The following is a 26,204-nucleotide window of genomic DNA, read 5'->3' as shown; positions in this document are numbered from 1 at the left end:
TGTTGCGAATCGCTTGCAAGAGCGGCCTCGCAACGATTGGGGGCGGACCGGGACCGCCCCGGGCCGCCTTCACTCCCCCTTCACCCCATGTGACATATACGTACATATGGGACATTGGGGAGAGAGCCGCTTTCCGTGGGCCGGAACGACTACGAGGAGTCAGCATGTCCGCAGTCGAGCAGTACACCCGGGCCCACCTGGTCACCGACTCCCCCGACGAGCACGTCGTCGTCCCCGTCGCGCTGCGCTACGACCCGGAGGCCGACCCGCGCTCGGTGCGGGTCGACCTCCCTGGATCGCACGACTGGGTCTTCACCCGCGAGCTCCTGGAGAAGGGCCTGCGGGCGCCGACGGAGAGCGGCGACGTGAGCATCTGGCCGTGCGGCCGGGTCCAGACGGTCCTGGAGTTCCACTCGGCCCAGGGGGTGGCGGTCGTGCAGTTCGACGCCTCGGCGCTGATCCGCTTCCTGCGTCGTACGTACGCGGCCGCCCCCGTGGCCCACTGACTCAGACGCGTACGAGTTCCCGCTTCTCGTCGGGGTCACCCTGCTCGTCCGGGGTGCGCAGCCCCTCGCCCTCGACGTCCACGTTCGGCAGCGAGCGGTCCAGCCACTTCGGCAGCCACCAGGCCTTGCGGCCGAGCAGCGCGAGAACGGCGGGGACGAGCGCCATGCGCACGATGAACGCGTCGAAGAAGACGGCGATGGCGAGGCCGAAGCCGATCATCTTGACCATCTGCTCGCTGGAGCCGATGAACCCGGCGAACACCGCGATCATGATGACCGCCGCCGCGGAGACGACCCGCGCCCCGTGCTTGAAGCCGGTGACGATCGCCTCGTGCGGGCTCTCGCCGTGGACGTACGCCTCCCGCATCCGGGTCACGAGGAACACCTCGTAGTCCATCGCGAGGCCGAAGACCACGCCCACCATGAAGATCGGCATCATGCTCATGATCGGCCCGGTCTGCTCGACGCCGAACAGCGAGCCGAGCCAGCCCCACTGGAAGACCGCGACCACGGCGCCGAGCGCGGCGAGCACCGAGAGCAGGAAGCCGAGGGCCGCCTTGAGCGGGACCAGGATCGAGCGGAAGACCACGATCAGGAGCAGGAACGCGAGGCCGACGACCAGCGCCAGATACGGCAGCAGCGCGTCGTTGAGCTTCTGCGAGACGTCGATGTTCATGGCCGTGGTGCCGGTGACCATGACCTCGGCGCCGCTGTCGGCCTCGACGGCCTTCGCCTCGCCGCGGATCTCGTGCACCAGGTTCTCGGTCTCGGTGCCGCTGGGCTTGGAGGACGGCACGACGGTGATGATCGCGGTGTCGCCCGCCTTGTTGAGCTGGGGCGGGCTGACCGAGAGCACATCGTCCAGGCCCGAGATCTTCTTCTGTACGGCGGCGGCCTCGCCCTTCGGGTCGTCGACGCCCTTGAGGTCGGTGACCGTCATCAGCGGACCGTTGAAGCCCGGGCCGAAGCCGTCCCCGATCAGGTCGTAGGCCTTGCGCTGGGTCGTGGACGTGGGCTGCGCGCCGTCGTCGGGCAGGCCGAGTTCGAGCTGCGAGACGGGCAGGGCGGCGGCGCCGAGGCCGAGGACGCCGAGCAGCAGGACGGCGACGGGGCGACGGACGACGAAGCGGGCCCAGCGGGTGCCGAGGTTCTCCTTGGCCGGGGCGTCGCCCTCGGCCGAAGCGGACGCCGCCTTCTTGCGGCCGCCGAACAGCCTGCCCTTCTCCCCCGTCGGCTTGACCTTCCCGCCCGCGTAGCCGAGCAGCGCCGGGATCATGGTGAGCGCGATCAGGACGGCGATGGCGACGGTGCCCGCCGCGGCGAAGCCCATCTTGGTGAGCATCGGGATGTTCACGACCGCGAGGCCGACGAGGGCGATCACGACGGTCAGACCGGCGAAGACGACGGCCGACCCGGCTGTGCCGACGGCGCGGCCCGCCGCGTCCTCGCGTTCCCTGCCCTCCGCGAGTTCGGCGCGGTAGCGCGAGACGATGAACAGCGCGTAGTCGATGCCGACGGCGAGGCCGATCATCATCGCGAGCGTCGACGTGGTCGTGCCGAGGTCGAGCGCGTCGGCGAGCGCGGCGATCGAGGAGACGCCGATGCCCACGCCGATCAGCGCGGTGAGCAGCGGAAGCCCGGCCGCGACCAGCGAGCCGAAGGTGATGACGAGCACCACGGCGGCGACGGCGATACCGATGATCTCGGTGGCGCCGGTGTGCGGCACGGCCTGCAGCGCGTCACCGCCGACCTCGACGGTCATGCCGTCGGTGCGGGCGTCGTCGGTGGTCTTCTCCAGCGCGTCCCGGCTGTCGTCGGTCAGCTCCATGGAGGTGACCTTGTACGTCACGGACGCGTACGCCGTCGTGCCGTCCTTGGAGACCGCCTTGGCCACGAACGGGTCGGCGGCCGAAGCCACCTCGTCCGAGCTGGACTTGAGGGCGGTGACGGTCTTGCTGATCGCGGCCTTGTTGGCCGGGTCGGTGACCTTCTCACCGGCCGGCGCCTTGAACACCACGCGGGCGGTGGCACCGTCGGCGCTCATCTCGGGCACGCGCTTCTCAAGGAGGTCGAAGGCCTTCTGGGCCTCCGTCCCCGGCACGGAGAAGGAGCTGGACGCCGCGGTGGGCGCGGACGCCGCGCCGACACCCGCGAGGGTCAGCAGGGCGACCCAGATCAGGGCGACGAAGTGCCGTCGCCGAAAGGACAGTCGGCCTAGTTTGTACAGGAATGTGGCCACGGGGAGTACTCCCGGTCGGGTCGTGGTGGCTGATGGCTGAGGGCTTCTGGGCAGGGGGGAACGGCCCAGGGGCAGGGGGGATCGGCCCGACGACGTGAGCGGTCGTGTCAGGTGGTGCGGCTACGGGGAATCCCCGTCGGGGAGAGCGTCAGACGCCGAGGGCGGGGAGGACCACGGCGTCGAGGTAACTGCGGAGGAAGTCCTGGTCGGCGGGGCGATCCTCGACGAGGTCCCGGGCGACGAAGCCGCCGACCAGCATGTGGATGACGTACTCCAGCGCCGGGTTGTCGGCGGCGACCTCGCCCCGGGCGACGGCGCGGCGCAACAGCTCGTTGAGACCGGTGATCTCCGGCTCGATCAGCAACTGCCGCAGCGCCAGGTGCAGTTCGGGGTTGTCGTGGATGGCGTGGAACAGGCCTCGCATCAGCGCCTGGTCCTGCTCCATCTCACAGTCGTCCTGAAGGGTGACCATCTTCATGAAGTCCCCGCGCAGGGACCCCGTGTCGATGTCCGCCATGGACGCGGGCTTGCGGTGCTTGAGCGCCCGCGCGACCAGCTCCGCCTTGCCGCCCCACTGGCGGTAGAGCGTGGCCTTGCTGGACCGGGTGCGGGTGGCGATCGCGTCCATCGTCAGCCCGTCGTACCCGACCTCGCGCAGCAGATCGAGGACGGCCCCGTAGAGCTCCGCCTCCCGCTCGGGCGAGATCCGGCTCCGCCGCGGCGACGCTGCCACTTCGGTCATGGCCGACTCCTTCCCGATTCCATCGCTACGCCGAGAACTGTACCGGGGCCCCCTATCGAAACGAAACGGTTTCGTACGTGTCCTGGACCACACCTCCTCAACCGGTCCGCACCCGAGAGCGAGACCCGAGCGCCACACCCCAGCCCGTCCGGCGCTTGAGGACGAGACCCGAGCGCCACACCCCAGCCCGTCCGGCGCTTGAGGACGAGACCCGAGCGCCACACCCCAGCCCGTCCGGCGCTTGAGGACGAGGCGCGGAGCGCCAACAGGGGGAAAGGGGCGAAGCCCCATAAGTTGCCGCACCCGACGCCAAGGAAAAGCATGGGGAGGTGACTCAGGCGTACCTAAGATTCCCTCACGTCAGCGGCGACCGACTCTGCTTCGTCGCCGAGGACGACCTCTGGGTGACCCCCCTCGCCCCCGAGGGCACCCCACCCGCCCGGGCCTGGCGGATCACGGCGGACCGCACCAAGCTCGGCCACCCCCGCTTCAGCCCCGACGGCAGTCACATCGCGTACACGAGCTGGCGCAGCCTGGACCCCGAGATCCATCTGGCGCCGGTGGACGGCGGCCCCGCGCGGCGCCTGACCTACTGGGGCTCCACCGACACCCGCGTCTGCGGCTGGACGCCCGACGGCGACATCCTCGCCGTCTCCTCGCACGGCCAGCCCTTCTCCTACTTCTGCTGGGCCTACAGCGTCCCCACCGACGGCTCCCCCGGCGGCAAGCTGCCCTGGGGCCCGGTCCACGACATCGCCGTGCTCGACGGCGACGGCGACGGCGAGCGCCGCACCCTGCTCCTGACCGGCAAGCCGCCGCACGAGCCCGCCGCCTGGAAGCGCTACCGGGGCGGCGCGACGGGCCGCCTGTGGCTGCACGGCGAGCGGCTGCTCGCCGACCTCGGGGGGCATCTGGACGCGCCGATGTTCGTGTCCGGGCGCGTCGCGTTCCTCTCCGACCACGAGGGCGTCGGGAACCTGTACTCCTGCCGCCCCGACGGCACCGACCTGCGCCGCCACACCGACCACGACGCCTTCTACGCCCGGCACGCCGCCAGCGACGGCACCCGCGTCGTCTACCAGTGCGCGGGCGAGATCTGGCTGGTGGACGACCTGGCCGCGGACTCCGAGCCGCGCCGGGTCGAGGTCGAGATCGGCGGCCCGCGCGCGGGGCGGCGGACGTACCAGGTGCCCGCGGCGCAGCATGTCGACGCGCTCTCCGTGGACACCACGGGCCGCGCGAGCGCCGTCGTCGTACGCGGCAGCCTGTACTGGTTGACCCACCGCGACGGCCCCGCCCGCACCATCGCCGACACCCCGGGCGTACGGGTGCGGCTGCCGGAGATCCTCGCCACGGGCGGGCAGGTCGCGTACGTCACCGACGCCGAGGGCGAGGACGCCGTCGAGATCGCCTATCTGCCCCGGGCCAGCGGCGCCCGGGAGCCGCGCAGGCTGGCGGCCGGGCGGCTCGGCCGGGTGCAGGAGCTGGTGTCCGACCCGGACGGGAAACGGCTCGCCATCGCCTCGCACGACGGGCGGCTGCTCCTGGTCACGGTGCCCGACGACGAGGCGGCCACCGAGGGCTCCGACGACGCGGCCGCCGAGACCCCGGACGGCGAGGTCACAGAGCTGATCCGGTCCCTCAACGGCCCCGTCCGCGACCTCGCCTTCTCGCCGGACGGCGCCTGGCTCACCTGGTCGCACCCCGGCATCGGCCGCTCCCTGCGGAAGATCAAGCTGGCCCGGATCGCCGGGCCCGGCGCCCGTACGGTCATCGACGTCACCAACGGCCGCTTCGAGGACGAGAACCCGGTGTTCACGCGGGACGGCCGCTATCTCGCCTTCCTCTCCTGGCGCGGCTTCGACCCCGTCTACGACGTGCACACCGGCGACCTGTCCTTCCCGCTCGGCTGCCGCCCCTACCTCGTACCCCTGTCGTCCGCGACCCCCTCGCCGTTCGCGCTGCTGCCCGACGGGCGGCCCGCGGCGGGCGGGCTCGACCCCGACGCGGACGGCGCGGGCGACGACGGGCCCGGCGACGGGACGGTGACCGTGGAGGCGGAGGGCCTGGCGAGCAGGGTGACGCCGTTCCCGGTGGCGGCGTCGAAGTACTCGGCGCTGTGCCCGGTGAGCGGCGGCGGCCTGGTGTGGCTGCGCTGGCCGATCTCGGGCGCGCTCGGCGAGACCTTCGCCAACCCCGCCGACACCTCGGGCCGTCCGACCCTGGAGTACTTCAACATCACCAAGGCCAAGAAGTCCGAACTCGTCGACCACCTCGACTGGTTCGCGACCAGCGGGGACGGCTCGCGGCTCGTCGTGGTGGACGAGGGCGACCTGCGGGCCGTGCCGTCCACCGAGTCCGGCGACAGCGACAGCACCGTCTGGCTCGACCTGCGCCGCATCCTGCACGACGTCGACCCGGCCGCGGAGTGGCGGCAGTCCTTCGACGAGGCGGGCCGCCTCATCCGCGCCCTGTTCTGGGAGCCGGGGATGTGCGGCATCGACTGGGACGCCGTCCTGGACCAGTACCGCCCGCTCGTGGAACGGGTCGCGTCCCCCGACGAGTTCGCCGACCTGCTCCGGGAGGTCCTCGGCGAACTCGGCACCTCGCACGCGTACGTCACCGCCGCCCGGCGCAACGAGGGGCCGCCGCACTACCAGCGCGCGATGGGGCTGCTCGGCGCCAACCTGGTGCGCAGGGACGACGGCTGGGTGGTCAAGCGGATCCTGCCGGGCGAGTCCTCCGACTCCAAGGCGCGCTCGCCGCTCGCCGGGGCCGGGATCCGCGAGGGCGCCGTCCTCACCCACGTCGACGGGCGGCCCGTCGACCCGGTGACCGGGCCCTACCCGCTGCTCGCTGCGGCGGGCGGCACCACCGTGGAGCTGACGTTCCGGCCCGCCGCTGGGGAAGGGCGTTCCCGGCGGGTCGCGATCGTGCCGCTCGTCAACGAACGGCCGCTGCGCTACCAGGACTGGGTGGCCAAACGGCGTGAGGTCGTACGGGAGTTGAGCGACGGCCAGTGCGGCTATCTGCACATCCCCGACATGGGCGGGTCGGGCTGGGCGCAGTTCAACCGGGACCTGCGCCTTGAGGTGTCGCTGCCCGCGCTGCTCGTGGACGTGCGCGGCAACGCGGGCGGTCACATCAGCGAGCTGGTCGTGGAGAAGCTGACCCGCAAGATCCTCGGCTGGGACCTCACGCGGGACGCCCAGCCGGTGTCGTACGCCTCCAACGCGCCCCGGGGCCCGGTCGTCGCCCTCGCCGACGAGGCGACCTCGTCCGACGGCGACATGATCACGGCCGTGTTCAAGCTCCTCGGGCTCGGGCCCGTGGTGGGGCAGCGGACCTGGGGCGGGGTGGTCGGCATGACCGGGCGGCACACGCTCGGCGACGGCACGGTCATCACGGTGCCGATGAACGCGGCGTGGTTCGACGGGTACGGCTGGTCCGTGGAGAACCACGGCGTGGAGCCCGATCTCGCCGTCCTGCGCACGCCGTTGGACTGGGCGGAGGGGCGGCACGCACAGCTCGACGACGCGGTGCGGGTGGCGCTGGACCTGCTGGCGCTGCGCCCGGCGGCGGTGCCGCCGGGCTACTCGGACGTGCCGGACCGGCGGCGGCCGAAGCTGCCGCCGCGGGGTGCGTAGCGCGGCGCTGAGCGGGGCGGATCACGGAGGGTTAGTGATCGAAATGCGCGGCCTGTCCCGTCATGTGAGTCTGGTCGAGCCCCGATCCCCTCACCCACTACGGGAGTGACACTTCATGGGCATCAAGGACCAGTTCCAGGACAAGGCCGAGGACCTCCGCAACAAGGCGCAGGACGCCATGGGCAACGCCAAGGAAGAGGCGAGCGAGCGCGCCTCGCAGGCCCAGGAGAGGGGCCGGCCGGAGACCCCGGACGAGGCCCAGCGCGCCGCGCAGGAGGCTCAGGACAAGTTCGACCAGGACTACGACGCGTAGCCGTCGCACCGGGCGGAACAGGAACGGGGCTCACCCGAACTTCGGGCGGGCCCCGTTTCCCGCGCTACCGCCCCCGGCGGGCCTCCGCGTCGGCGCTGCCCCCGGCCCCGACGAGACCGGTCGAAACCTCCCCGAGCCTCGGCTCGAACCTCCGCATCTCCCGTTGGCCGACGCCCGCGATGATCCCCGGCAGATACGGCCGAAGGCCCTGCATGCCCCGCAGCCACCACTGCGCGTAGACGTGGGCGCTCCGGCGCTCGATCCCGGCGACGATCCGGTCGACCGCGGGCCCCAGGGGGTAGGTCTTGTTGGACGGCCACGGCAGCCGCGACCGCAACTCCCGCATCACGTCGTCCTGATCGGCGCCCCGCACCATGTCGGTGTCGGTCCAGGACAGATATCCGACGCCCACCCGCACGCCCTTGTAGGCGACTTCGGCGCGCAGCGAGTGGGCGTACGCCTCGACTCCGGACTTGGACGCGCAGTACGCGGTCATCATCGGCGCGGGCGTCATCGCGGCGAGCGAGGCGATCTGGAGGAGGTACCCGCGGCTCTCCATGAGGACGGGCAGGAACGCCCGGGCGGTCACGGCGCTGCCGATGAGGTTGACCTCGATGACCCGCCGCCAGGCGACGGGGTCGGAGGAGAGGAAGGGACCCCCGCTCGCCACCCCGGCGTTGGCGACGACGATGTCGACCTTCCCGAACCGCTCCTTGACCTCCTGGGCGACCCGCGCCATCGCCTCGTGGTCGGTGACGTCGGCGTGCCAGCACTCGGCCTCGCCGTGCAACCGCGAGGCGACCTGCTTCAGCTCGTCGGGTTCGAGCCCGACGAGCGCGACGTGCGCGCCGCGCGCCGACAGTTTGCGGGCGAGGAGTTCACCGACTCCGCGCGCGGCCCCCGTGACGACCGCGACCTGCCCTTCCAGGCTCACCTTGCTCACGCGCCCTCCCTCTCGTGCTGCCGCGCGGACTCCCGCACCGGCTGTCGTACGACGTAGGCCTCGGCCAGTTCCGTGATCCCGCGCGTCACCGCTTCGGGCGCCTCCACCGGCGTCATGTGCCCGACGCCGGTCAGCTCGGTCAGGCCGAGGCAGTGCGGCAGCGCGGCCGCGATCCGCCGGGCCTGCACGACGGGGGTGAGCCGGTCGGCGGTCCCGGCGACGACCGCCGTGGGCGCCGTCAGCGCGGCCACCCCGGCGTCCAGGTGCAGCTCGTCCAGGACGTGCGCCCAGCGGTAGCGCACCACGCGCGGGCACCCGTGCACGATCCGCGCGCACGCCTCGACCCGCTCGGGCGCCGAACCAGGGCCCATCGTGGCGTACTTGAGGACCCGCCGGGCGATCGGCGTCACGGGCCCCAAGGGCGCCCGCGAGCCCAGCAGCCGACGGGTGAGCCGGGTCCGCAGGCCCCCGGCGCGCAGCGGCAGGACCGTCGACTCGGCGACGAGCCGCGAGCTGCCCGTGCTGCACAGCAGCACCGCGGCCGCGTGGTCGCGCACCCCCGGCCGACCGGCCGCCGCCATCAGCGTCATGCCGCCCATGGAGTGGCCGACGAGCACGGCGGGTTCGCCGGGGGCGAGGGTCGCGGCGAGCACGGCCTCCAGGTCGTCGGCGAGGGCCCGGGTGCCGTACCCGGCGGCCTCCAGGGGCGCCTCGGTGCGCCCGTGCCCGCGCTGGTCGTAGGCGATCACGCGGTAGCCGCCCGCGAGGGCCCGCACCTGCGCCGCCCAGAACGCGGTCGAGCAGGTCCAGCCGTGCACGAGGACGATCGCGGGGGCGTGCTCGGGCCCGTGCACCTCGACGTGGACGCGCGCCCCGTCGGCGGAGACGGCGGTGAGCTCGTGCGCGGGGACGGGCGGCGCGTAGGGCCCGCTGCGGACGTGGGTGAGCCGGGTCATGCGGTGGCCTCCGCCTTCGTGGTCGCCCTGCCGGACTTGCGGCGCCGGGGGCCGTTGTCGGCCGCGGGGGCGCGCACGACCTCGTACTCGGACAGGTCGACGCGGCGGGTGGCGGTGCGGAACTCCGTCGTCGTACCGGGCCAGACGGTGGTGTTGACGCCGTTCTCGTCCAGGTACCAGCTGGTGCAGCCGCCGGTGTTCCAGACGGTGCGCTTCATGCGCTCCTGGACGCGGTGGTTCCAGGCGTCGACGGCGGTGGTGCGCGGGGACAGGGCGGTGCGGCCGCCGATGGTGTTCAACTGCCGCATGTAGTCGGCGAGATAGTTCAGCTGGGACTCGATCATGAGGATCATCGAGGAGTTGCCGAGGCCGGTGTTCGGACCGATGACGGTGAAGAAGTTCGGGAAGCCCGCGGCGGTGGCGCCGCGCAGCGACTTCATGCCGTCCTTCCAGGACTCCATCAGCGTCTGTCCTTCCGCGCCGACGACGCGTTCGGCGATCGGCATGTCCGTGACGTGGAAGCCGGTGCCGAACACGATCGCGTCGACCTCGGCCTCGGTGCCGTCGGCGGCCACGACGGTGGACCCGCGCACCTCGGCGAGGCCGCTCGCGACGACGTCGACGTTCGGCTTGGCGAGCGCCGGATAGTAGGCGTTGGACAGCAGGATCCGCTTGCAGCCGATGCGGTACGTCGGCGTCAGCTTGGCCCGCAGCGCCGGGTCCTTGACGGACCGCTCCATGTTCCGCCTGGCGATGCGCTCGATCAGGCCGAGCTCGTCGGGCCGCTTGGTGAAGGCCTGCACCTGGAGCTCCCGGATGCCCCACAGGATGCCCCTGCGCGCCTGCGTGGTGAACGGCAACTGCCGGTGCAGCCAGCGCTCGACGCCGCTGATGGCCCGGTCGGCGCGCGGCAGGACCCACGGCGGGGTGCGCTGGAACAGCGTGAGCCGCCGTACGTCGCGCTGGATCTCCGGCACGATCTGGATCGCGGACGCCCCGGTGCCGACCATGGCGACGCGCTTGCCGCGCAGGTCGTAGTCGTGGTCCCAGCGCGCGGAGTGGAAGACCTTGCCGGGGAAGGTGTCAAGGCCGGGGACGTCGGGCGTCTTGGGGTCGGAGAGCGGTCCGGTGGCGGAGACCACGACGTCGGCGGTGAGCTTTCCGGTGCTGGTCTCGATCAGCCAGCGCAGTTCGTCGGCGTCCCAGGTCAGCTTCAGGACCTCGGTGTCGAGGCGGATGTGCGGGCGCAGCCGGAAGGTGTCCGCGACCCGCTCCAGGTAGTCCCAGATGTGCTCCTGCCCGGAGAAGGTGCGCGGCCAGTCCGGGTTCGGCGCGAACGAGAACGAGTACAGGTGGGACGGCACGTCGCAGGCGCAGCCCGGGTAGCTGTTGTCCCGCCAGGTGCCGCCGACCGCACCGGCCCGCTCCAGGACGACGAAGTCGGTGACGCCCTCCCTGCGCAGCCGGACGGCCGCGCCGATCCCGCCGAACCCGGACCCGATCACCGCCACCCGCACGTGCTCCACACGTTCGCTCCCGGCCATGCCGACGCCTCCCGAGGTGTGACCCTGCCAGTAAGTACTGGCGCAATGGGGAGCGTAGAACAGCCTCGTACTCATGGGTAGGGGTCGGGCGGGGAAAGTTACCGACGGTACGACACCGGCGCGGCACAGCCGTCCCGGCATAGGCTGCCCACGTGGCAGATCACACGGGAGACGCGGCAGCCGCGGCAGACGTACGCGAGTTCCGCATGGACGAGCTGGCCAAGGAGGCCGGCATCACCGTGCGCACCGTCCGCTTCTACCGCGAGCGCGGTCTTATCCCGCCGCCGCGGCGCGAGGGCCGCATCGCCTGGTACGACGAGCACCACCTGGCCCGCCTGCGCACCATCGCCGCCCTCCTGGAGCGGGGCCACACCCTGAACGGCATCGCGGAGCTGGCCGAGGCCTTCGAGCAGGGCCGCGACGTGGCCGAACTCCTCGGCATGGACGGCCCGTCGGAGGAGACCCCGGTCCGCCTCACCCCCGAGGAGCTGGCCGACCGCTTCGCGGGCGAGGTCACCCCGGAGAACCTGTCGGCGGCCCTGGACCTCGGCTATCTCGGCACCGACGGCGACGAGATCGTCCACATCAGCCGCCGCCTCCTGGACGCCTCGACCACCCTGGTGCGCAAGGGCATCCCGCTCGCCGCGGTCCTGGAGGCTGGCCAGCGCGTGCGCGAACACACCGACGCGCTCGCCGAGTTGTTCCTGACGGTCGTCCGCACGCACGCCCCCGACGACGCGGACGTCGGCGTCGAGATGCTGCGGCCGGTCGCCAAGGCCGTGGTGGAGGCGGAGCTTTCGCTGGCCCTCGACCGGCGGCTCGCGGGCGAGAAGCCGGACGACGAACCCAAGGAATAGGCCTCAGCACGGCAGCCTCAGCACGGCAGCCTCAGCACGGAGATCTCAGCGCGGCAGCCACCAACGCGCCTTGTAGATCCCCCCGTTGACCAGCGTGTACGTCCCGGTGGGCCGGTGCACGCCCACCTTCGTGGTCCACCAGGTCTCCTCCAGGCCCTTCTCCGGCACGGTGCTGAGGACCTGCCCGGTGCGCGGGTCGTTGCCGACGGCCTTCACCGACGCCCGGTCGATCAGCTCGTGCCCCGGGTAGTCGCGGACGAAGGTGCCGTGGCGCAGGTCGTACTGGAACACGGCCGCGTTCGTCGTCACCCACAGCCGCCCCGGCCGCCCCGCGACGGGGAACAGGTCGTGCCCGCCCGCGGTCTTCCCCGGCACGGCGACCGGCAGCGGGGTCACGGACGTCCGCGTCAGCTCGGGCCGCGCGGAGGTGCCGCCGACCTCGTACGCCACCAGGTCGTCGTCGCCGAGCGCCCACAGCACCCGCCGGGCGCGGTCCCAGTGCAGCGCGTGCGCGCCCTTGAGCCGGTCCTCGGCGTACCGCGTGGCGTCGGGGCCGAGCGAGGCGGCGTACAGGCGCACGAGCGCGCCGGAGCTGCACGCCACCGCCACATTGCCGTCCGGCAGGATCTCCGCGCTGTGCGGGTTGAACAGGTCGTCGCCGGGGCCGAGCGCCGCGCCCCAGCAGCGCCGCCCCGTCGGGTACTCGACGGCGGCGACGAACCCGAACGACGCCGTGGTCAGCACGAGGGTCCGCTTGCGGTGCACCCGCACCTTCGCCTCGCACGGGTACACCCAGCTGGCCTCCGGCTGGAGGTCCCGGTAGCGGGGGTCGCCCAGCGGCGAGAACTGCCAGCGCACGACGCCCGGTTCGGCCGCCGGGTCCCAGACGCGGCGGCGCGGGTCGAGCACGAGGAGCCGCTTGCTCGCCTGCTCGGTGACGAGGACGGGCGGGGTGCCCGGGGGGACGCCGGGGCCGGGGGCGGCCGGAGCCGAGGCAGTGGACGTGGACGCCGCGTACGCCGCACCCGCGGGCAGCGCGCCCGCGAGCCCCGCGCCCGCCACCGCACCCGCGGCGCCGGTCAGCAGCCCTCGTCTGGAAAGACCTCTGGAAGGATCCCTGGAAAGACCGGCAGACATGAAGTACCCCCGTGCGGGCGACAGTTGGCGCGCCCATCATGAACGATGAGCGCGCCCGCAATCTGTCACGCCACGCGGCGGCCGGACAGTCCTCCGCCGGACTTTTGGCCGCGACTTCGCCCGCCGGTCGCCGAGCGGCCTACTCGTAGACGACGGTCACCGGCGCGTGGTCCGACCAGCGCTCGGCGTGCGTGGCGGCCCGCTCCACGTACCCCTTGACGGCGCGCCCGGCGAGGCCCGGGGTCGCCACGTGGTAGTCGATGCGCCAGCCCGAGTCGTTGTCGAAGGCGCGGCCGCGGTAGGACCACCAGGAGTAGGGGCCCTCGACGTCCGGGTGCAGCGCGCGCATCACGTCGGCCCCGAAGTCCTCGAAGACCTCCCCCATCCAGGCCCGCTCCTCGGGCAGGAACCCGGAGTTCTTCTTGTTGCCCTTCCAGTTCTTGAGGTCGGCCTCCTGGTGGGCGATGTTCCAGTCGCCGCAGACCAGGACCTCGCGCCCGTCGGCGGCGGCCCGCACCTTGAGGTCCTTCAGGTAGACGAGGAACTCGGCCATGAACCGGACCTTCTCGTCCTGCCGCTCGGTGCCGACCTCACCCGAGGGCAGATAGAGGCTCGCGACCGTGACACCCGGCAGGTCGGCCTCCACGTACCGCCCGCTGCCGTCGAACTCCTGCGACCCGAAGCCCACCCGCACCCGCTCCGGCTCGCGCCGCGTGTACAGCGACACCCCCGCGCGGCCCTTCGCGGCGGCCGGTGCGTGCGTGACGTACCAGCCCTCCGGGTCCCGGACCTCGTCCGGCAGCTGCTGCGGCTCGGCCCGCACCTCCTGCAGGCACAGCACGTCCGCGCCGGTCCCGGCGAGCCACTCCACGAAGCCCTTCTTGGCGGCGGCACGCAGGCCGTTCACATTCACGCTGGTCACTGTGAGCATCCCGGCACGATACCGGCACACTGGTAGCCGCCCGGAATCCCACGGCCGCCCCCACGGCCCTGCATAGAAGTACGATGGAGAGCATGAACATACAGCCCGTCGCCTTCGACCACCCGGACGCCGTCAAGCTCAACGACCGCGTCCAGCTCGAGTACGCCGAGCGCTACGGCGACGAGGGCGACGCGACCCCGCTGGACCCGGCCATGTTCAAGCCGCCGTACGGCCTCTACCTGATCGCGTACGACGACGCGGGCACCCCGCTGGCCACGGGCGGCTGGCGCGCAATGGATCGGAACGGCGAGGGGTACTCCGACGGGGACGCCGAGATAAAGCGCATGTACGTCACCCCGGAGGCCCGGGGCCTCGGCCTCGCCCGCCGCATCCTGGCGGCCCTGGAGACCGACGCCCGCGAGGCGGGCCGCACCCGCATGGTCCTCGAGACCGGCACCAAGCAGCCCGAGGCCATAGCCCTCTACACCTCCACCGCCTACGAGCCCTGCCCCAAGTTCGGCTACTACCGCGACACCCCCTTGAGCCGCTGCTTCGCCAAGCCCCTGCGCTAGGGCCGGTCCGGTGGGCCGGGGCGGAGCAGGGCCCCCGTGAGGTCCAGCTCCGCCAGCGCCCCGCCCCCCGCCGGGTTGGCGAACCGCAGCGAAGCCCCCAGCGCCTTCGCCTGCCCCACCGCGATGGTGAGCCCGAGCCCCAGGCCGGTCCCCTCCGCCCCCGTGCGGAACCGCTGCGGCCCACCCGCGAGCAGCCCCTGGGGGAACCCGCCCCCGGAGTCCCGCACCCGCACCACACCCCCGTCGACCTCCACCACCACCGGCTCCCGCCCGTGCCGCAGCGCGTTGCTGACGAGGTTGACCAGAATCCGCTCCACCCGCCGGGGATCGGTCTCGACCGAGGCGTCCCGCACCACCTCCACCCGCACCCCGCCCGCGGTGCCCCCTTGGGCCCCCCGCACCCCCGCGACAGCCCGCCGCGCCACCTCCCCCACCCCGCACACCTCGGCCCGCACCTCCTCCCCCGCCCCGTCGAGCCGCGCCACCTCGATCACGTCGTCGACCAGCTCCCGCAGCCGCGCGGCGGACTCCCGTACCAGCTCGGCGGGCCGCCCGGGCGGCAGCAGCCCGGCGGCGGTGACCATCCCCGCGACCGGCGTCCGCAGCTCGTGCGCGATGTTGGCGGTGACCTCGCGCTCGGCCCGCAGCCGCCCGGCGAGCGCGTCGGCCATGGTGTTCACGGCGGCGGTCAGCCTGGTGATCTCGTCCTGGCCGCGCAGCGGAAGGCGCGCGGTCAGATCCCCGTCGGCGATGCGCTGCGCGGTGTCCGCGGACGCGGTGAGCCGCCGCCCGAGCCGGGTGGCGACGAGCAGCCCGGCGACACAGGCGAGCGCGGTCCCGATGGCGCCGGAGATCCACAGCACCCGGTCGAGGTCGCGGACGGTCCCGGCCTCCCGCTCGTAGGGCCGCTTCAGGGCGACGACCTCGTCGCGGTACGGGCTGGCCGCCCACATCTGCGGCACCTTCCCGCTCCAGTCGAGATAGCTGCCCCACTTGCCCCGCCGCACGGCGTCGGCGAGGGGCCTCGGCAGATCGGGCGGGTCGATCAGCGTGCGGTCGCCGTCGATCCCGGCGGCATGGTCCTGGACGGCGGTCTGCAACCGGTCCCTGGCCTGGCTGCGGGCGCTCGCGTACTGCGCCTCGACCGTCCGGTGGTGCACGAGCAGACCGATCACGACCGACACCACGGCGGCCGTGCCCGCGATGGCGATCCCGATCTTCGTCCGCAGCCCCATGGCGGCTCAGAACTCCGGCACCATCAGCCGGATCCCCTGGAACTGCACGTTCACGGCGGCGGGCGGCAGCGCCTCGGGCCGGTCCGGTTCGACGGTCGCCCGCCGGTAGGCGTACGCGGCCGCGTCCTGCCGCTCCACCCCGCTGAGCGTCAGGGTCGCGGCGTACGGCTCCCGCGAGCACCCGGGCAGACACCAGGTGCCGCTCAGCCTCCCGGTGGCGCGCGCGGTGGGCCCGCCCCAGCCCTTCCAGCGCAGCGAGGACATCGCGACGTCGTCGGTGAGCCCGATGACGGCCGGTTTCTGGAGCGGCGAGCCGAGCGCGTCGGCCACGTACACGGGCCCGCTGATCCGCGAGGGCCGCAGCGCGGGCCCCTCCACGTACAGGCCGCCGTGCTCGGCGCAGCCACCGGCGAGCGCGGCCGTCAGGGCCGTGCCGCAGACGGCGGCGACGGTCCTGCCGGGGCTGCCGGGGCTGCTCCACATGCCCCAAATGTATCGATCACACCATTTCTCACATGTGGAGAGCGGCCGGGCGCCCGCCGTAAGGGCGTACGGCGAGCTCGGCCACCGCCGCCCGCGCCGCCGCGAGCGAGTCCGCCGCGAGGTCCTGGAACGCGGCGAGCCCGGGGATGTCCCCGGCCCGCGTCAGCTCGGCCCGCACGATGTGCAGCTCCTCCTCGGGCACCCCGAGAGCGGCGAAGTACGCCCGCAGGTAGGGCACCTGGAAGTCGCAGCTCTCGCGGGGCGTCCCCGGCCCGTAGCCACCGCCGCACGCGGCGACCACCACGACCCGCGTCCCGCCGAGCAGCGGCCGCCCGCTGTCCGGGTCGGTGTACGCCCCCGGGAACGACACCCGGTCGATCCACGCCTTCAGCGCCGCGGGCACCCCGAAGTTGTACATGGGCACCCCGATCAGCACGGTCCCCGCCGCCCGCACCTCCTCGACCAGCGGCAGCGTCAGCGCCCACTCCCGCTCCTCGTCGGCGCCCCCGGCCAGCGCGGCCACCTTCGCGAGCGGCAGGGCGCCCTGCCGCTCCGCGCGCGTCCCGAGCGCGACATAGCCGGACCCCACCAGGGGCACCGGCTCGGCGACCAGGTCCCGGTAGCGGTACCCGGCGTCCCCGTACCGCTCCCGCCAGCTCCGCGCGAACAGCCCGCCCAGCGTCCGCGTCACGGACTCCCCGCGCCGATCGGCGCTGGAGTCCAGGTGCAGAAGGCCGCCCCTGACGTCCTCTGTGCCACCTATCTCCGTGTCACCCATGTCGCTCACGTCGACTCAACTCCTGTCACATCCCTGTGGTCCGGTACGTCAAGGAGGTGACGGAGCACGACGTGGAAAGGTGACCGATGGACGAGCCGGCCGCACTGGCGGACCGCTTCGAGGCGCAGCGCGGGCGGCTGCGGGGCATCGCGTACCGCATGCTCGGCTCGCTGCACGAGGCGGACGACGCGGTGCAGGAGACCTGGCTGCGCCTGAGCCGCACGGCCCACGCCCCGGGGCGCCCCGAGCCGGTGGAGAACCTGCCGGCCTGGCTGACGACCGTCGTCTCCCGCGTCTGCCTGGACATGCTCCGCACCCGCGCGACCCGCAGGGAGGACTTCGTCGGCGGCCCGGTCCCCGACCAGATCGCCGCCGCCGACGCGCACACCCCCGAGGAGGAGGCGCTCCTGATCGAGTCGGTGGGCCGCGCCCTGCTCGTGGTCCTCGGCACCCTGGGCCCGGCGGAGCGGGTCGCCTTCGTGCTGCACGACTCCTTCGCCGTGCCGTTCGACCGGATCGCGGCCATCGTGGAGCGCTCACCGGCGGCCGCGAAGAAGCTGGCGAGCCGCGCCCGCGGCAAGGTGCGCGGCACCCCGGCCGTCCCGGAGGCGGACCCGGCCGGGCACCGGCGGGCCGTCGAGGCCTTCCTGGCCGCGGCCCGCGGCGGCGACCTCGACGCCCTCCTCGCGGTCCTCGCCCCGGACGTCGTCCGCCGCGCCGACCCGGCGGCGCTCCCGCCGGGCACCGCCGCCGAGATCCACGGCGCCGACGCGGTGGCCCGTGAGACGGTCCTGCTCACCCGCAACGCCCGGCACGCGGCCGTGCTCCTGCTCGACGGCACCCCCGGCATCGTCGTCGCCCCGCGCGGCCGCCTCCTCCTGGCCCTCACCCTCACGGTGAGGTCGGGCAGGATCACGTCGTACGAGGTCGTCTCGGCCCCGTCCCGACTGCGCGGCCTGCCCCTCGCCGTGCTCCCGGACTGAGATCCCGGGAACGGGCCGACCGCCGGCCCCGGCCGAACCGACGTATCGGACCGGCGAACGCTACGGGGAGTCGAGCAGGGCGGTGCCGAGCGCGGTGAGCGTGTGGAGAGCCGTGTTGCGCTGTCGGGCCGTGTGCACCAGTCCCGCACAGCGCAGGGTGGTGGCGTGTTCGCTCGCGGTGGGAGGCGTGACCCCGGCCAGGAGGGCGAGCTCCTTGGTGGAGCACCCCGGGTGTTCCCCGATGGAGGTGAGGACGGCGGCACGGGTGTGCCCCAGCAGGGCGGACAGCGCCGCCGACCCTGTTCCTGAGTGCTCGGCGTGCGGGGGCGGAGCGGGGAGGGGCCGCGCGCCCTCGGGGCTGTGGGCGGGATAGGTCAGCACGGGCTGAGGTGCGGCGGCGGTGCAGACGGCGGACCACCGCGGTCCGAAGTAGGACGGGACGAGCAGGAGGCCGCGGCCTTCGAGGAGCAGGTCGCCGTCGAGGCCATGGGCCATCGTGACCTCCAGTACGGGAGCGTTCCAGCGGACGCGCTGGGGGTTCGCGGAGGTGAGCAGGTGCTCCATGCCGCCGACCAGCGCCTGCCGCGCCTTCATTCCCCCTTCGGCCGTGGCGCTGCTGGTGATCTGCGGCCAGTAGGGCGACAGGAGCACGGTGTACGTGTGCTCCAGGCTGTCGCAGAGCCGCTGGAACAGGTCGCGGTCGTCGGCCAGGTTCCTGGCCCAGGCCGGGAGGGGCCAGTCCGCTGCCACCTGCGCCAGGTCACCGCGGATCCGTGCGCGCGGCGTGGCCCGTACCCGCTCAAGCGCCTCCTCCGGAGTGCCGGTCTCGGCGCGGGTGAGGAAGTCGGGTGCCCAGCGGTTGGCCCGGATCAGTTCGAGAACCATCCGGGCCTCCGGACGCAGTCCGGCCAGGGCGCGACGCCGCCAGGCATCGAAGCGCACCGCGTGACCGCGCTGTTGAAGGGTGCGGACGGCCGCCCCAGTTCCATCAGCGGCAGGGCGCGCGGCAGCACCCGTGTCCGCGCCAGATCGTCGACCGTGAAGTGCATGCGGTAGACCACGGCTGCCCGCCCCCCGTACGACACAGTTCGAGACGATCCTCCGGGAATGCCGTTGTTCGGTCCAGGCCGAATCACGTCGAGTGCCGCCGCCGGAGGCGCGCAGGCTGGGACCCGGCGCCGGACGTACCGGCGCACCCCACGACCAGAACCACGGGGTAGCCCACGAGAAGAAACCGGGGGACATCCATGCGCACCCGTTCCTTCCGCACCGCCGGCATCGTGACCGCGGCGCTCCTGATGACCGGAGGAGCAGCCGCAGTCACCACCGGGGCGGCCACCGCGGCGCCCTCGACGGCCCAGTCCTGCTACGGCAGCGGCAAGGCCTTCACCACGGCGAACAAGGTGTGGCCCAAGTACCCGAACTGGGCCTACACGACGGCCAACTGCGCGGACATCAACATCAAGCCCAACGCCACGGTCAGCGTGCGGACCTGCTGGAAGAACCACGCCTGCAACGCCCCGACGACCATCCGGGCCGGCCAGTGGGGAATCGCGGCCAAGGACGTCCTCAACGGGACGAAGTTCTACCTCAAGTTCAACCGCGACGTGGGCGGGACGGTCGCCTACTGACCGAGCACGGGGGCAGCGCCCACCCGACTGCCCTTGAAACTGGCTTAGATACGCAGAGATCCCGTCCGATCGAAGTGATCGGACGGGATCTCTGTCACCGACTTGAGCTTCCTCAAGAACGGTTGTGCAGTGGACCTGAGGGGATTTGAACCCCTGGCCCCCTCGATGCGAACGAGGTGCGCTACCGGACTGCGCCACAGGCCCTTGCAACGAGTGAAACTCTAGCATCCCCATCCGGGTGCTTGGAAATCCGTTCCCGTGCTGGTCAGACCCGTCACTCGTTGGCGGCGCGCGGGCGCCCGTCGGCGCCGTCGTCGTACTGGTCGAACAGCGGGGTGCGGCCGCGCTCGCGGGAGCGGCGGGCGGAAGCCGCGCGGCGGGCGTCGCTGCGGCCGCCGTCGGCTCCGCCCTCGTCGCCCTCGCCGCCGTCGGCCCGCTGCTCGTCGGCGGGCGCCGCGGCCTCGGGCACCGGCCCGCGGTCGGCGGCGGGCTCGGCGGTGCTGGACCGGGCCGAGCTCCAGGTGTCGGGGGCGCCCAGGTCGACGCTGCCGGGGGCGCGGGGGGCGACCGGCGCCGTCACGTACGTCGGCAGCGGCACCGGGACCGGGTCCCAGCTGTCGGCGCGGCCGGGGCCGTGCTGGCGTTCGCGCTGCTGGTCGACCCACTCGGCGTGGTCGGTCTGCTCGACGAGGGCGCGGCGGTCGGCGGCGAGCGCCGACAGACCGGTCTCCGGCTCCGGTGCGGGCTCCTCGGCGGCGGGCTCGGGGCTCGCCTCGCGCCCGCGCGGCTGCCGCTCGCGCAGCCGCCGCGCGGCGGCCTCGGCCCGGCGCCGGTCCATCGTGTACGTGAAGCGGCGCCGCTCCTGGCGACGGAGATAGACGATGTACGCGCTCAGCAGCGCAGCCGGGACGGCGGGCGCCCACAGGAACGCGAAGCCGCCGACCGCCGCGATGATCGTGCCGACCGTGAACGCGAGGAACAGCATCACTGTGGTGCGGCGACGGCGCGCGAGCACCTTCGTGCGCCGGGCACGCGCGGCGGCGTCGGCAGCGGCGGCACGCCTGGCTGCGGCGGACGGCCCCTGGCTCTGCCCGTGGCCCTGACTCTGCCCGTGCGCCTGGCCCTGCCCGTGCGCCTGCCCCTGCCCGTGCGCCTGGCCCTGCCCGTGTCCCTGACCCTGGCCCCGCTCCACACCGGAGCCCCCGGCCGTCCCGGGCCCCTGCCCCTGCCCGGACCCCTGCTTGGCCGCCGGGCGCGCGCCGACGCGCGCCTGCGCGCCGGGCCTGGCCTGTTCGGCGGCGGACGCGCGGGCCTGGGGCCGGGCGGCCGGGGGACGGCCGCGGGAGTCCGTGGCGCGCCCCTCGCGTTCCGCGCCCGGAGGCACGGCGAAGGCCCGGACGTCGACCGAGTCGGTCACGGCGTCCGGGTCGCTGCGCGACTCCTCCTCCTCAGGCGAGCGCGCTTGCAGGTCCTTGGCGTACCGGCGCTCCATTCCCGCCCGTCCGGACAGCAGCCGGATGGCGGTGCTGAAGCGTTCCGTCGGACGAGCTTCGTTGAGCTCGTCCTGCCTACGGAGCCACATCGGCACCAAGTAGGCGGCCCAGGCCCCGACGATGACTGCGTAGATGAGGCCGCTGCTGCTCACGCCTCACACGGTAGAGGGGTTTTGTCGAGGCCATCCGCCAATTGAGCCGGTGTGTCGCACGATCTGGCTGATATCTCGAACTTTTTTTGTGACTGATGCGATCAACAGGCCGACGCGGCACCGAATTTAACGGTCACTCACCGATCAATTTCGAACAGGTATTTCATTTATGAGAGTGGCAGCATTGTGCCGTGCCAGGGGCGCGACGGCCCGTCAGGCGCCCGCTCCACGCGCTGCGGACGACGTCACGCGGTGTCACGCGGTGTTCTGCGGACGACGTCACGCGACGTCACGCGGTGTTCTGCGGACGCGCCTGCTGCCAGCGGCGCAGCAGCCCCTCGGGGACCTCTTCCACGGTGAGCGCGAACACCAGGTGGTCGCGCCAGGCCCCGTCGATGTGGAGATAGCGGGGCCTGAGCCCCTCCTCGCGGAATCCGAGTTTCTCCACGACCCGGCGGCTCGGCGCGTTCTCGGGCCGAATGCAGACCTCGATGCGGTGCAGCCCGACGGTGCGGAAGCAGTGGTCGACGGCGAGCGCCACGGCGGTCGGCATCACCCCGCGCCCCGCGACCGACTCGTCGACCCAGTAGCCCACATGGGCCGAGCACATCGACCCCCAGGTGATCCCGGCGATCGTCAACTGCCCGACGAGGCGGCCCTGGAACTCGATGACGAACGGCAGCATGCGGCCCGCGTTCGCCTCGGCGCGCAGGTGCCGGACCATCTGCCGGTAGGTGGGGCGGTGGGCGACCGGGCCGCTGGGGGTGGGCGGCGGGATCGTGGCCTCCCAGGGGCGCAGCCAGTCGCGGTTGCGCCGGTTCACCTCCCGCCAGGCGCGCTGGTCACGCAGTTTTATCGGCCGCAGGACGACATCGCCGTCCGTCAGCTCGGCGGGCCAGCTGGGGCTGTTCAGCTCGCACCCCCGTCGGTCCTCGGATGGTCGCCGCCGCGCAGCTGGTCGACGGCGTGGATCAACAGGGGCGTGAGGACGGCGAGTCCGTCGCGCACACCGCCGCTGGACCCCGGCAGGTTCACGATCAGCGTGCGCCCCGCCACCCCGGCGAGGCCCCGGGAGAGCACGGCGGTGGGCACCTTCTCGCGGCCGTACGCGCGGATCGCCTCGGGGATGCCGGGGACGTCGTGGTCGAGGACGCGACGGGTCGCCTCGGGGGTGGCGTCGGTGGGCGAGATGCCCGTGCCGCCGGTGGTGAGGATGACGTCGTACCCGGCGGCGACGCCCTCGCGCAGGGCCCGCTCGACGGGGTCGCCGTCCGGCACCACGCGCGGTCCTTCGACGGCGAAGCCGAGGGCGGCGAGGCCTTCGGCGAGGATCGGGCCGCCCTTGTCGGCGTAGACGCCGGCGGCGGCGCGGTTGGAGGCGGTGACGACGAGTGCCCGGTACGCCAGGCCCTCGCTCCCCTCGGCCGCCGCCCCGTCGTCGGCGGGCGCGCGGTGGGTCATGCCCCCGCTCCCCGCCGGTTCCAGTCGCCGGACTTGCCGCCCGTCTTCTCCTCGACCCGCACGTCCGTGATGACGGCGCCCTTGTCGACGGCCTTGACCATGTCGATGACGGTGAGCGCGGCGACGGTGACCGCGGTGAGGGCCTCCATCTCGACGCCGGTGCGGTCGGTCGTCTTCACGGTGGCCAGGATCTCCACGGCGTCGTCGGCGACGCTCAGGTCGACCTTCACTCCGGAGACGGCCAGCGGGTGGCACAGCGGGATCAGGTCGGGGGTGCGCTTGGCGCCCATGATGCCCGCGATACGGGCGGTCGCCAGGGCGTCGCCCTTGGGCACACCCTCCCCCCGCAGCAGCTCGATCACACGGGGCGAGACCAGGACCCGGCCGCTGGCGCGCGCGGTGCGGGCGGTCACGTCCTTCTCGGATACGTCGACCATGCGGGCGGCGCCCGCCTCGTCGATGTGCGTCAGTCGCTGCTGCGTGCTCATGTGCTGTGGCGCTCCCGGTCCGGGCCCCGCGCGGTGCGGTGCGCGGGCCTGCTGTGCGCGACACAGTACCGCCCCGGCGCCGCCCCGCCCGAGCCGCGCGCCCGCCCGGGCGGCGGGGCCCGTCAGCCGAGCAGCACCACGTCGACGTCCGTGCCCGGCTCCACGGACGTGGTGTCCTCGGGGACGACGATCAGGGCGTCCGCGTGCGCGAGGGCGGCGATCAGATGCGACCCGGAGCCGCCGACGGGCGTCACCGTGCCCGCGTCCGCGTCATGGCGTCCGCGCAGGAACTGGCGCCGCCCGGCGGGCGAGGTCAGCGCCTTGTCGGCGGTGAGCCGGGCGCGGGCGGCGGACCGGTGGACGTCCGGCAGGCCCATCAGGGCGCGCACCGCGGGTCGTACGAACATCTCGAAGGAGACGTACGACGACACCGGGTTGCCCGGCAGGGCCAGGAGCGGGGTGTGGTCGGGGCCGATGGTGCCGAACCCCTGCGGCTTGCCCGGCTGCATGGCGAGCTTGCGGAACTCCACCCCGCCGCCCGCGCCCAGGCCCTCCTCGTCGTCCGGGTCGCCGATGGAGTCCAGGGCCTCCTTGACGACGTCGTACGCCCCCACGCTGACGCCGCCCGTGGTGACGAGCAGGTCGGCCCGGATCAGCTGGTCCTCGATGGTGGAGCGCAGGATCTCGGCGTCGTCGGTGACCGCGCCGACGCGGTAGGCGATGGCTCCGGCCTCGCGGGCGGCGGCGGTGAGGGCGAAGCTGTTGGAGTCGTAGATCTGCCCGTCGGCCAACTCCTCGCCGGGCTGGACCAGTTCGCTGCCGGTGGACATGACGACCACGCGCGGGCGCGGGCGCACCTTGACCGTGCCCCGGCCGATCGCGGCGAGCAGGGCGATCTGCGGGGCCCCGAGGACCGTGCCCGCGGTCAGGGCGCGGTCCCCGGCGCGGACGTCGCTGCCCCGCGCGCGCACGTGGGCGCGTGCTTCGGCGGGGCGGTGCACCCGGACCTCGCCGGAGGCGCCCTCGGGGGCCGCGCTGTGGGCGCGCATGCCGGTGGCGGGGCCCTGGCCGAGCCCGCCGTCGGTCCACTCCACGGGCACGACGGCCTCGGCGCCGGGCGGCAGCGGGGCGCCGGTCATGATGCGGGCGGCCTCGCCGGGGCCGACGGTGGGCTGCTCGGCCTGGCCCGCGGCGACGTCCCCGATGACCGTGAGGACGGCCGGGAACTCCTCGCTCGCGCCCGCGACGTCGGCCACCCGCACCGCGTACCCGTCCATGGAGCTGTTGTCGAACGGCGGCAGCGAGACGGGCACCGTGACGTCCTCGATCAGGACACAGCCCTGGGCGTCGAGGAGCTGGAGCTCGATGGGCTCCAGGGGGCGGACGGTCGCGAGGATGTCGTCCAGGTGCTCGTCCACCGACCAGAGGCGGTCCTGGCCGGTGGTGTGGTGCGTCGTCGTGCCGCTGCTGCTCAAGTGCTACATCTCCTCGGTGACGTAACTGCGAAGCCAGGCCTTGAAGTCCGGGCCCAGGTCTTCACGTTCGCACGCGAGTCTGACAATGGCACGCAGATAGTCGCCGCGGTCGCCGGTGTCATAGCGGCGGCCCTTGAAGACCACACCGTGCACCGGGCCGCCGATCTTCTCATCGGCGGCGAGCTGCTGGAGCGCGTCGGTCAGCTGGATCTCGCCGCCGCGACCGGGCTCGGTCTTGCGCAGTATGTCGAAGACGTGGGGGTCCAGGACATAGCGGCCGATGATCGCGTAGTTCGACGGGGCGTCCGCCGCCTCCGGCTTCTCGACCAGGTCGGTCACCTTCACGACGTCGCCGTCGGCGGTGGGCTCGACGGCCGCGCAGCCGTAGAGGTGGATCTGCTCGGGCGCGACCTCCATGAGCGCGATGACGCTGCCCCCGTGCCGCTCCTGGATCTCGACCATGCGCGCGAGCAGCGGGTCGCGCGGGTCGATCAGGTCGTCGCCGAGGAGGACGGCGAAGGGTTCGCGGCCGACGTGGGGGGCGGCGCACAGGACGGCGTGACCGAGTCCTCGGGGGTCGCCCTGGCGGACGTAGTGCATGGTCGCCAGGTCGCTGGACTCCTGGACCTTCGCGAGCCGGGACTCGTCGCCCTTCTTCGCGAGGGCCGACTCCAGCTCGTAGTTGCGGTCGAAGTGGTCCTCCAGGGGGCGCTTGTTGCGGCCCGTGATCATGAGGACGTCGTCCAGGCCCGCGGCGACAGCCTCTTCGACCACGTACTGGATCGCCGGCTTGTCGACGACCGGCAGCATCTCCTTGGGCGTGGCCTTCGTGGCGGGCAGGAAGCGAGTGCCAAGTCCCGCTGCTGGGATGACAGCCTTGGTGATCTTGGGGGGAGACTCAGTCATGAGCGTTACCTTAACCGGTGCCTATGTGTGAAATCTGTGGCTCCGGAATAGAGGCCCACATGTACGCACAATAGGAAGGATTTGTGAGTTCACCATGGATCAACCCGGCCCGGGCAAGGGAAACAAGCGCACATTGCGTGCGGAGATCCTCGCGGTAAGACGTGGGTTGACGCCCGGTGACACGCAGAAGACGGCCGCCGCCCTCGCCGAGCGCGCGCTGGAGTTGCCCGAACTCTCCGGCGCCCGCACGGTCGCGGCGTACGTCTCCGTAGGCACCGAACCCGGCACCCGTGCCCTCCTGGACACCCTCCACGCGCGCGGGACACGTGTCCTGCTGCCCGTTCTGCTCCCGGACAACGACCTGGACTGGGCCGCGTACGACGGACCCGACTCCCTCGCCCCCGTCCAACACGCGGGAAAGATGACGCTGTTGGAGCCCGCGGGCCCGCGCCTCGGCCCTGACGCCGTCCTGGAGGCCGACGCCGTGCTGCTCCCCGGGCTCGCGGTGGACGCGCACGGGATGCGGCTCGGCCGCGGCGGCGGATCGTACGACCGGGTGCTCGCCCGCCTTGAGCGCGCGGCGCTCTCGCCCGCGCTCGTGGTGCTCCTGTACGACTCCGAAGTGGTCGCGCACGTCCCCGGGGAGGCGCACGACCGGCCGGTGCACGCCGTGGTGACGCCGTCGGCGGTGCACCGCTTCCCGTGACATGGCGAAGGGCCCTCCACGCGCGCGTGGAGGGC

General features: G+C 73.0%; 25 protein-coding genes and 1 tRNA gene. 8 read left to right on the top strand and 18 right to left on the bottom strand.

What is annotated here, in order from left to right:
* Positions 1–164: 164 nt before the first annotated feature.
* Positions 165–506 (top strand): SsgA family sporulation/cell division regulator, encoded by a 342-nt coding sequence (locus ACZ6AA_RS20595; protein WP_468462135.1) that lies wholly within the window; start codon positions 165–167, stop codon positions 504–506.
* A 1-nt stretch (position 507) separates the two neighbouring features.
* Here the strand turns inward: ACZ6AA_RS20595 and ACZ6AA_RS20590 are convergent, their stop codons facing one another.
* Together ACZ6AA_RS20590 and ACZ6AA_RS20585 are read right to left on the bottom strand one after the other, a co-directional pair.
* Positions 508–2,745, bottom strand: a complete 2,238-nt coding sequence (locus tag ACZ6AA_RS20590; RefSeq protein WP_471459322.1) for an MMPL family transporter — start codon at positions 2,743–2,745, stop codon at positions 508–510.
* A gap of 148 nt (positions 2,746–2,893) precedes the next feature.
* Entirely contained in the window at positions 2,894–3,487 is a 594-nt protein-coding gene (locus ACZ6AA_RS20585; protein WP_468462139.1) for a TetR/AcrR family transcriptional regulator, read from the bottom strand.
* A gap of 329 nt (positions 3,488–3,816) precedes the next feature.
* Between ACZ6AA_RS20585 and ACZ6AA_RS20580 the strand changes: the two genes are divergently transcribed.
* Together ACZ6AA_RS20580 and ACZ6AA_RS20575 are read left to right on the top strand one after the other, a co-directional pair.
* Positions 3,817–7,134 carry a S41 family peptidase gene (locus ACZ6AA_RS20580; protein WP_468462141.1) on the top strand — a complete coding sequence of 1,106 codons (3,318 nt, stop codon included), beginning with the start codon at positions 3,817–3,819 and terminating at the stop codon, positions 7,132–7,134.
* Positions 7,135–7,249: 115 nt separating this feature from the next.
* Entirely contained in the window at positions 7,250–7,447 is a 198-nt protein-coding gene (locus ACZ6AA_RS20575) for a hypothetical protein (protein ID WP_468462142.1), read from the top strand.
* 64 nt (positions 7,448–7,511) lie between these two features.
* Here ACZ6AA_RS20575 and ACZ6AA_RS20570 read toward each other — a convergent pair whose 3' ends face one another.
* From ACZ6AA_RS20570 to ACZ6AA_RS20560, 3 genes are read right to left on the bottom strand one after another with little or no spacing between them, the layout of a single operon-like run.
* Complete coding sequence (locus tag ACZ6AA_RS20570) at positions 7,512–8,390, bottom strand: SDR family oxidoreductase (protein ID WP_468462144.1); 879 nt, start codon at positions 8,388–8,390, stop codon at positions 7,512–7,514.
* On the bottom strand, positions 8,387–9,346 hold the full coding sequence (locus ACZ6AA_RS20565; protein WP_468462146.1) for an alpha/beta fold hydrolase: 960 nt from the start codon (positions 9,344–9,346) through the stop codon (positions 8,387–8,389). The genes ACZ6AA_RS20570 and ACZ6AA_RS20565 overlap by 4 nt, the downstream gene beginning before the upstream one ends.
* A complete protein-coding gene (locus tag ACZ6AA_RS20560; RefSeq protein ID WP_471459319.1) occupies positions 9,343–10,890 on the bottom strand; it encodes a flavin-containing monooxygenase in 1,548 nt (515 codons plus the stop codon). The genes ACZ6AA_RS20565 and ACZ6AA_RS20560 overlap by 4 nt, the downstream gene beginning before the upstream one ends.
* 206 nt (positions 10,891–11,096) lie before the next feature.
* On the opposite strand from ACZ6AA_RS20560, the gene ACZ6AA_RS20555 reads away from it, so the two are divergent.
* Positions 11,097–11,747: a MerR family transcriptional regulator gene (locus tag ACZ6AA_RS20555; RefSeq protein ID WP_468462209.1), complete on the top strand. Its 651-nt coding sequence runs from the start codon at positions 11,097–11,099 to the stop codon at positions 11,745–11,747.
* A 45-nt stretch (positions 11,748–11,792) separates the two neighbouring features.
* Here ACZ6AA_RS20555 and ACZ6AA_RS20550 read toward each other — a convergent pair whose 3' ends face one another.
* Both ACZ6AA_RS20550 and ACZ6AA_RS20545 read right to left on the bottom strand, forming a co-directional pair.
* Entirely contained in the window at positions 11,793–12,884 is a 1,092-nt protein-coding gene (locus ACZ6AA_RS20550; protein WP_471459317.1) for a DUF6528 family protein, read from the bottom strand.
* Between the two features lie 139 nt (positions 12,885–13,023).
* On the bottom strand, positions 13,024–13,815 hold the full coding sequence (locus ACZ6AA_RS20545) for an exodeoxyribonuclease III (protein ID WP_471459315.1): 792 nt from the start codon (positions 13,813–13,815) through the stop codon (positions 13,024–13,026).
* Between the two features lie 83 nt (positions 13,816–13,898).
* Between ACZ6AA_RS20545 and ACZ6AA_RS20540 the strand changes: the two genes are divergently transcribed.
* The gene (locus ACZ6AA_RS20540) at positions 13,899–14,378 is read left to right on the top strand and encodes a GNAT family N-acetyltransferase (RefSeq protein WP_468462153.1); all 480 of its coding nucleotides are present in this window, start codon (positions 13,899–13,901) and stop codon (positions 14,376–14,378) included.
* On the opposite strand, the gene ACZ6AA_RS20535 is transcribed toward ACZ6AA_RS20540, so the two are convergent.
* From ACZ6AA_RS20535 to ACZ6AA_RS20525, 3 genes are read right to left on the bottom strand one after another with little or no spacing between them, the layout of a single operon-like run.
* Positions 14,375–15,613, bottom strand: a complete 1,239-nt coding sequence (locus ACZ6AA_RS20535) for an ATP-binding protein (RefSeq protein WP_471459313.1) — start codon at positions 15,611–15,613, stop codon at positions 14,375–14,377. The two genes, ACZ6AA_RS20540 and ACZ6AA_RS20535, sit on opposite strands and share 4 nt — an antisense overlap.
* Positions 15,614–15,619: 6 nt before the next feature.
* A complete protein-coding gene (locus tag ACZ6AA_RS20530; RefSeq protein WP_471459311.1) occupies positions 15,620–16,096 on the bottom strand; it encodes a hypothetical protein in 477 nt (158 codons plus the stop codon).
* Between the two features lie 28 nt (positions 16,097–16,124).
* Positions 16,125–16,874: an FMN-dependent NADH-azoreductase gene (locus ACZ6AA_RS20525; RefSeq protein ID WP_471459453.1), complete on the bottom strand. Its 750-nt coding sequence runs from the start codon at positions 16,872–16,874 to the stop codon at positions 16,125–16,127.
* Positions 16,875–16,960: 86 nt separating this feature from the next.
* On the opposite strand from ACZ6AA_RS20525, the gene ACZ6AA_RS20520 reads away from it, so the two are divergent.
* A complete protein-coding gene (locus tag ACZ6AA_RS20520; protein WP_471459309.1) occupies positions 16,961–17,857 on the top strand; it encodes a sigma-70 family RNA polymerase sigma factor in 897 nt (298 codons plus the stop codon).
* Positions 17,858–17,917: 60 nt separating this feature from the next.
* On the opposite strand, the gene ACZ6AA_RS20515 is transcribed toward ACZ6AA_RS20520, so the two are convergent.
* Positions 17,918–18,742, bottom strand: coding sequence for a winged helix-turn-helix domain-containing protein (locus ACZ6AA_RS20515; RefSeq protein ID WP_471459307.1), 825 nt, complete (start codon positions 18,740–18,742; stop codon positions 17,918–17,920).
* Positions 18,743–19,104: 362 nt separating this feature from the next.
* Here ACZ6AA_RS20515 and ACZ6AA_RS20510 point away from each other — a divergent pair, with 362 nt between their 5' ends.
* Positions 19,105–19,488, top strand: a complete 384-nt coding sequence (locus tag ACZ6AA_RS20510; protein ID WP_468462163.1) for a hypothetical protein — start codon at positions 19,105–19,107, stop codon at positions 19,486–19,488.
* A gap of 130 nt (positions 19,489–19,618) precedes the next feature.
* Here ACZ6AA_RS20510 and ACZ6AA_RS20505 read toward each other — a convergent pair.
* The 7 genes from ACZ6AA_RS20505 to galU form a co-directional block, all read right to left on the bottom strand.
* Positions 19,619–19,692: transfer RNA gene (locus ACZ6AA_RS20505), tRNA-Ala, on the bottom strand.
* 70 nt (positions 19,693–19,762) lie between these two features.
* Positions 19,763–21,133, bottom strand: a complete 1,371-nt coding sequence (sepX, locus tag ACZ6AA_RS20500) for a divisome protein SepX/GlpR (protein ID WP_471459305.1) — start codon at positions 21,131–21,133, stop codon at positions 19,763–19,765.
* A 289-nt stretch (positions 21,134–21,422) separates the two neighbouring features.
* Positions 21,423–22,046 carry a GNAT family N-acetyltransferase gene (locus tag ACZ6AA_RS20495; RefSeq protein WP_468462213.1) on the bottom strand — a complete coding sequence of 208 codons (624 nt, stop codon included), beginning with the start codon at positions 22,044–22,046 and terminating at the stop codon, positions 21,423–21,425.
* Entirely contained in the window at positions 22,043–22,594 is a 552-nt protein-coding gene (locus ACZ6AA_RS20490) for a MogA/MoaB family molybdenum cofactor biosynthesis protein (protein WP_468462167.1), read from the bottom strand. Before ACZ6AA_RS20490 ends, ACZ6AA_RS20495 begins: the two co-directional genes overlap by 4 nt.
* Entirely contained in the window at positions 22,591–23,082 is a 492-nt protein-coding gene (moaC, locus tag ACZ6AA_RS20485) for a cyclic pyranopterin monophosphate synthase MoaC (RefSeq protein ID WP_468462169.1), read from the bottom strand. The genes ACZ6AA_RS20490 and moaC overlap by 4 nt, the downstream gene beginning before the upstream one ends.
* Before the next feature lie 122 nt (positions 23,083–23,204).
* Positions 23,205–24,557: a molybdotransferase-like divisome protein Glp gene (gene glp / locus ACZ6AA_RS20480; RefSeq protein WP_471459303.1), complete on the bottom strand. Its 1,353-nt coding sequence runs from the start codon at positions 24,555–24,557 to the stop codon at positions 23,205–23,207.
* A 3-nt stretch (positions 24,558–24,560) separates the two neighbouring features.
* Positions 24,561–25,463: a UTP--glucose-1-phosphate uridylyltransferase GalU gene (gene galU / locus ACZ6AA_RS20475; protein ID WP_030359420.1), complete on the bottom strand. Its 903-nt coding sequence runs from the start codon at positions 25,461–25,463 to the stop codon at positions 24,561–24,563.
* Positions 25,464–25,557: 94 nt separating this feature from the next.
* On the opposite strand from galU, the gene ACZ6AA_RS20470 reads away from it, so the two are divergent.
* Positions 25,558–26,169: a 5-formyltetrahydrofolate cyclo-ligase gene (locus ACZ6AA_RS20470; RefSeq protein WP_468462173.1), complete on the top strand. Its 612-nt coding sequence runs from the start codon at positions 25,558–25,560 to the stop codon at positions 26,167–26,169.
* The last annotated feature ends 35 nt before the right edge of the window (positions 26,170–26,204 follow it).

This window comes from Streptomyces sp. NPDC040610 (assembly GCF_055594065.1).
The sequence above is the reverse complement of the archived record's forward strand: the minus strand, read 5'-3'. Positions and strand labels throughout refer to the sequence as shown.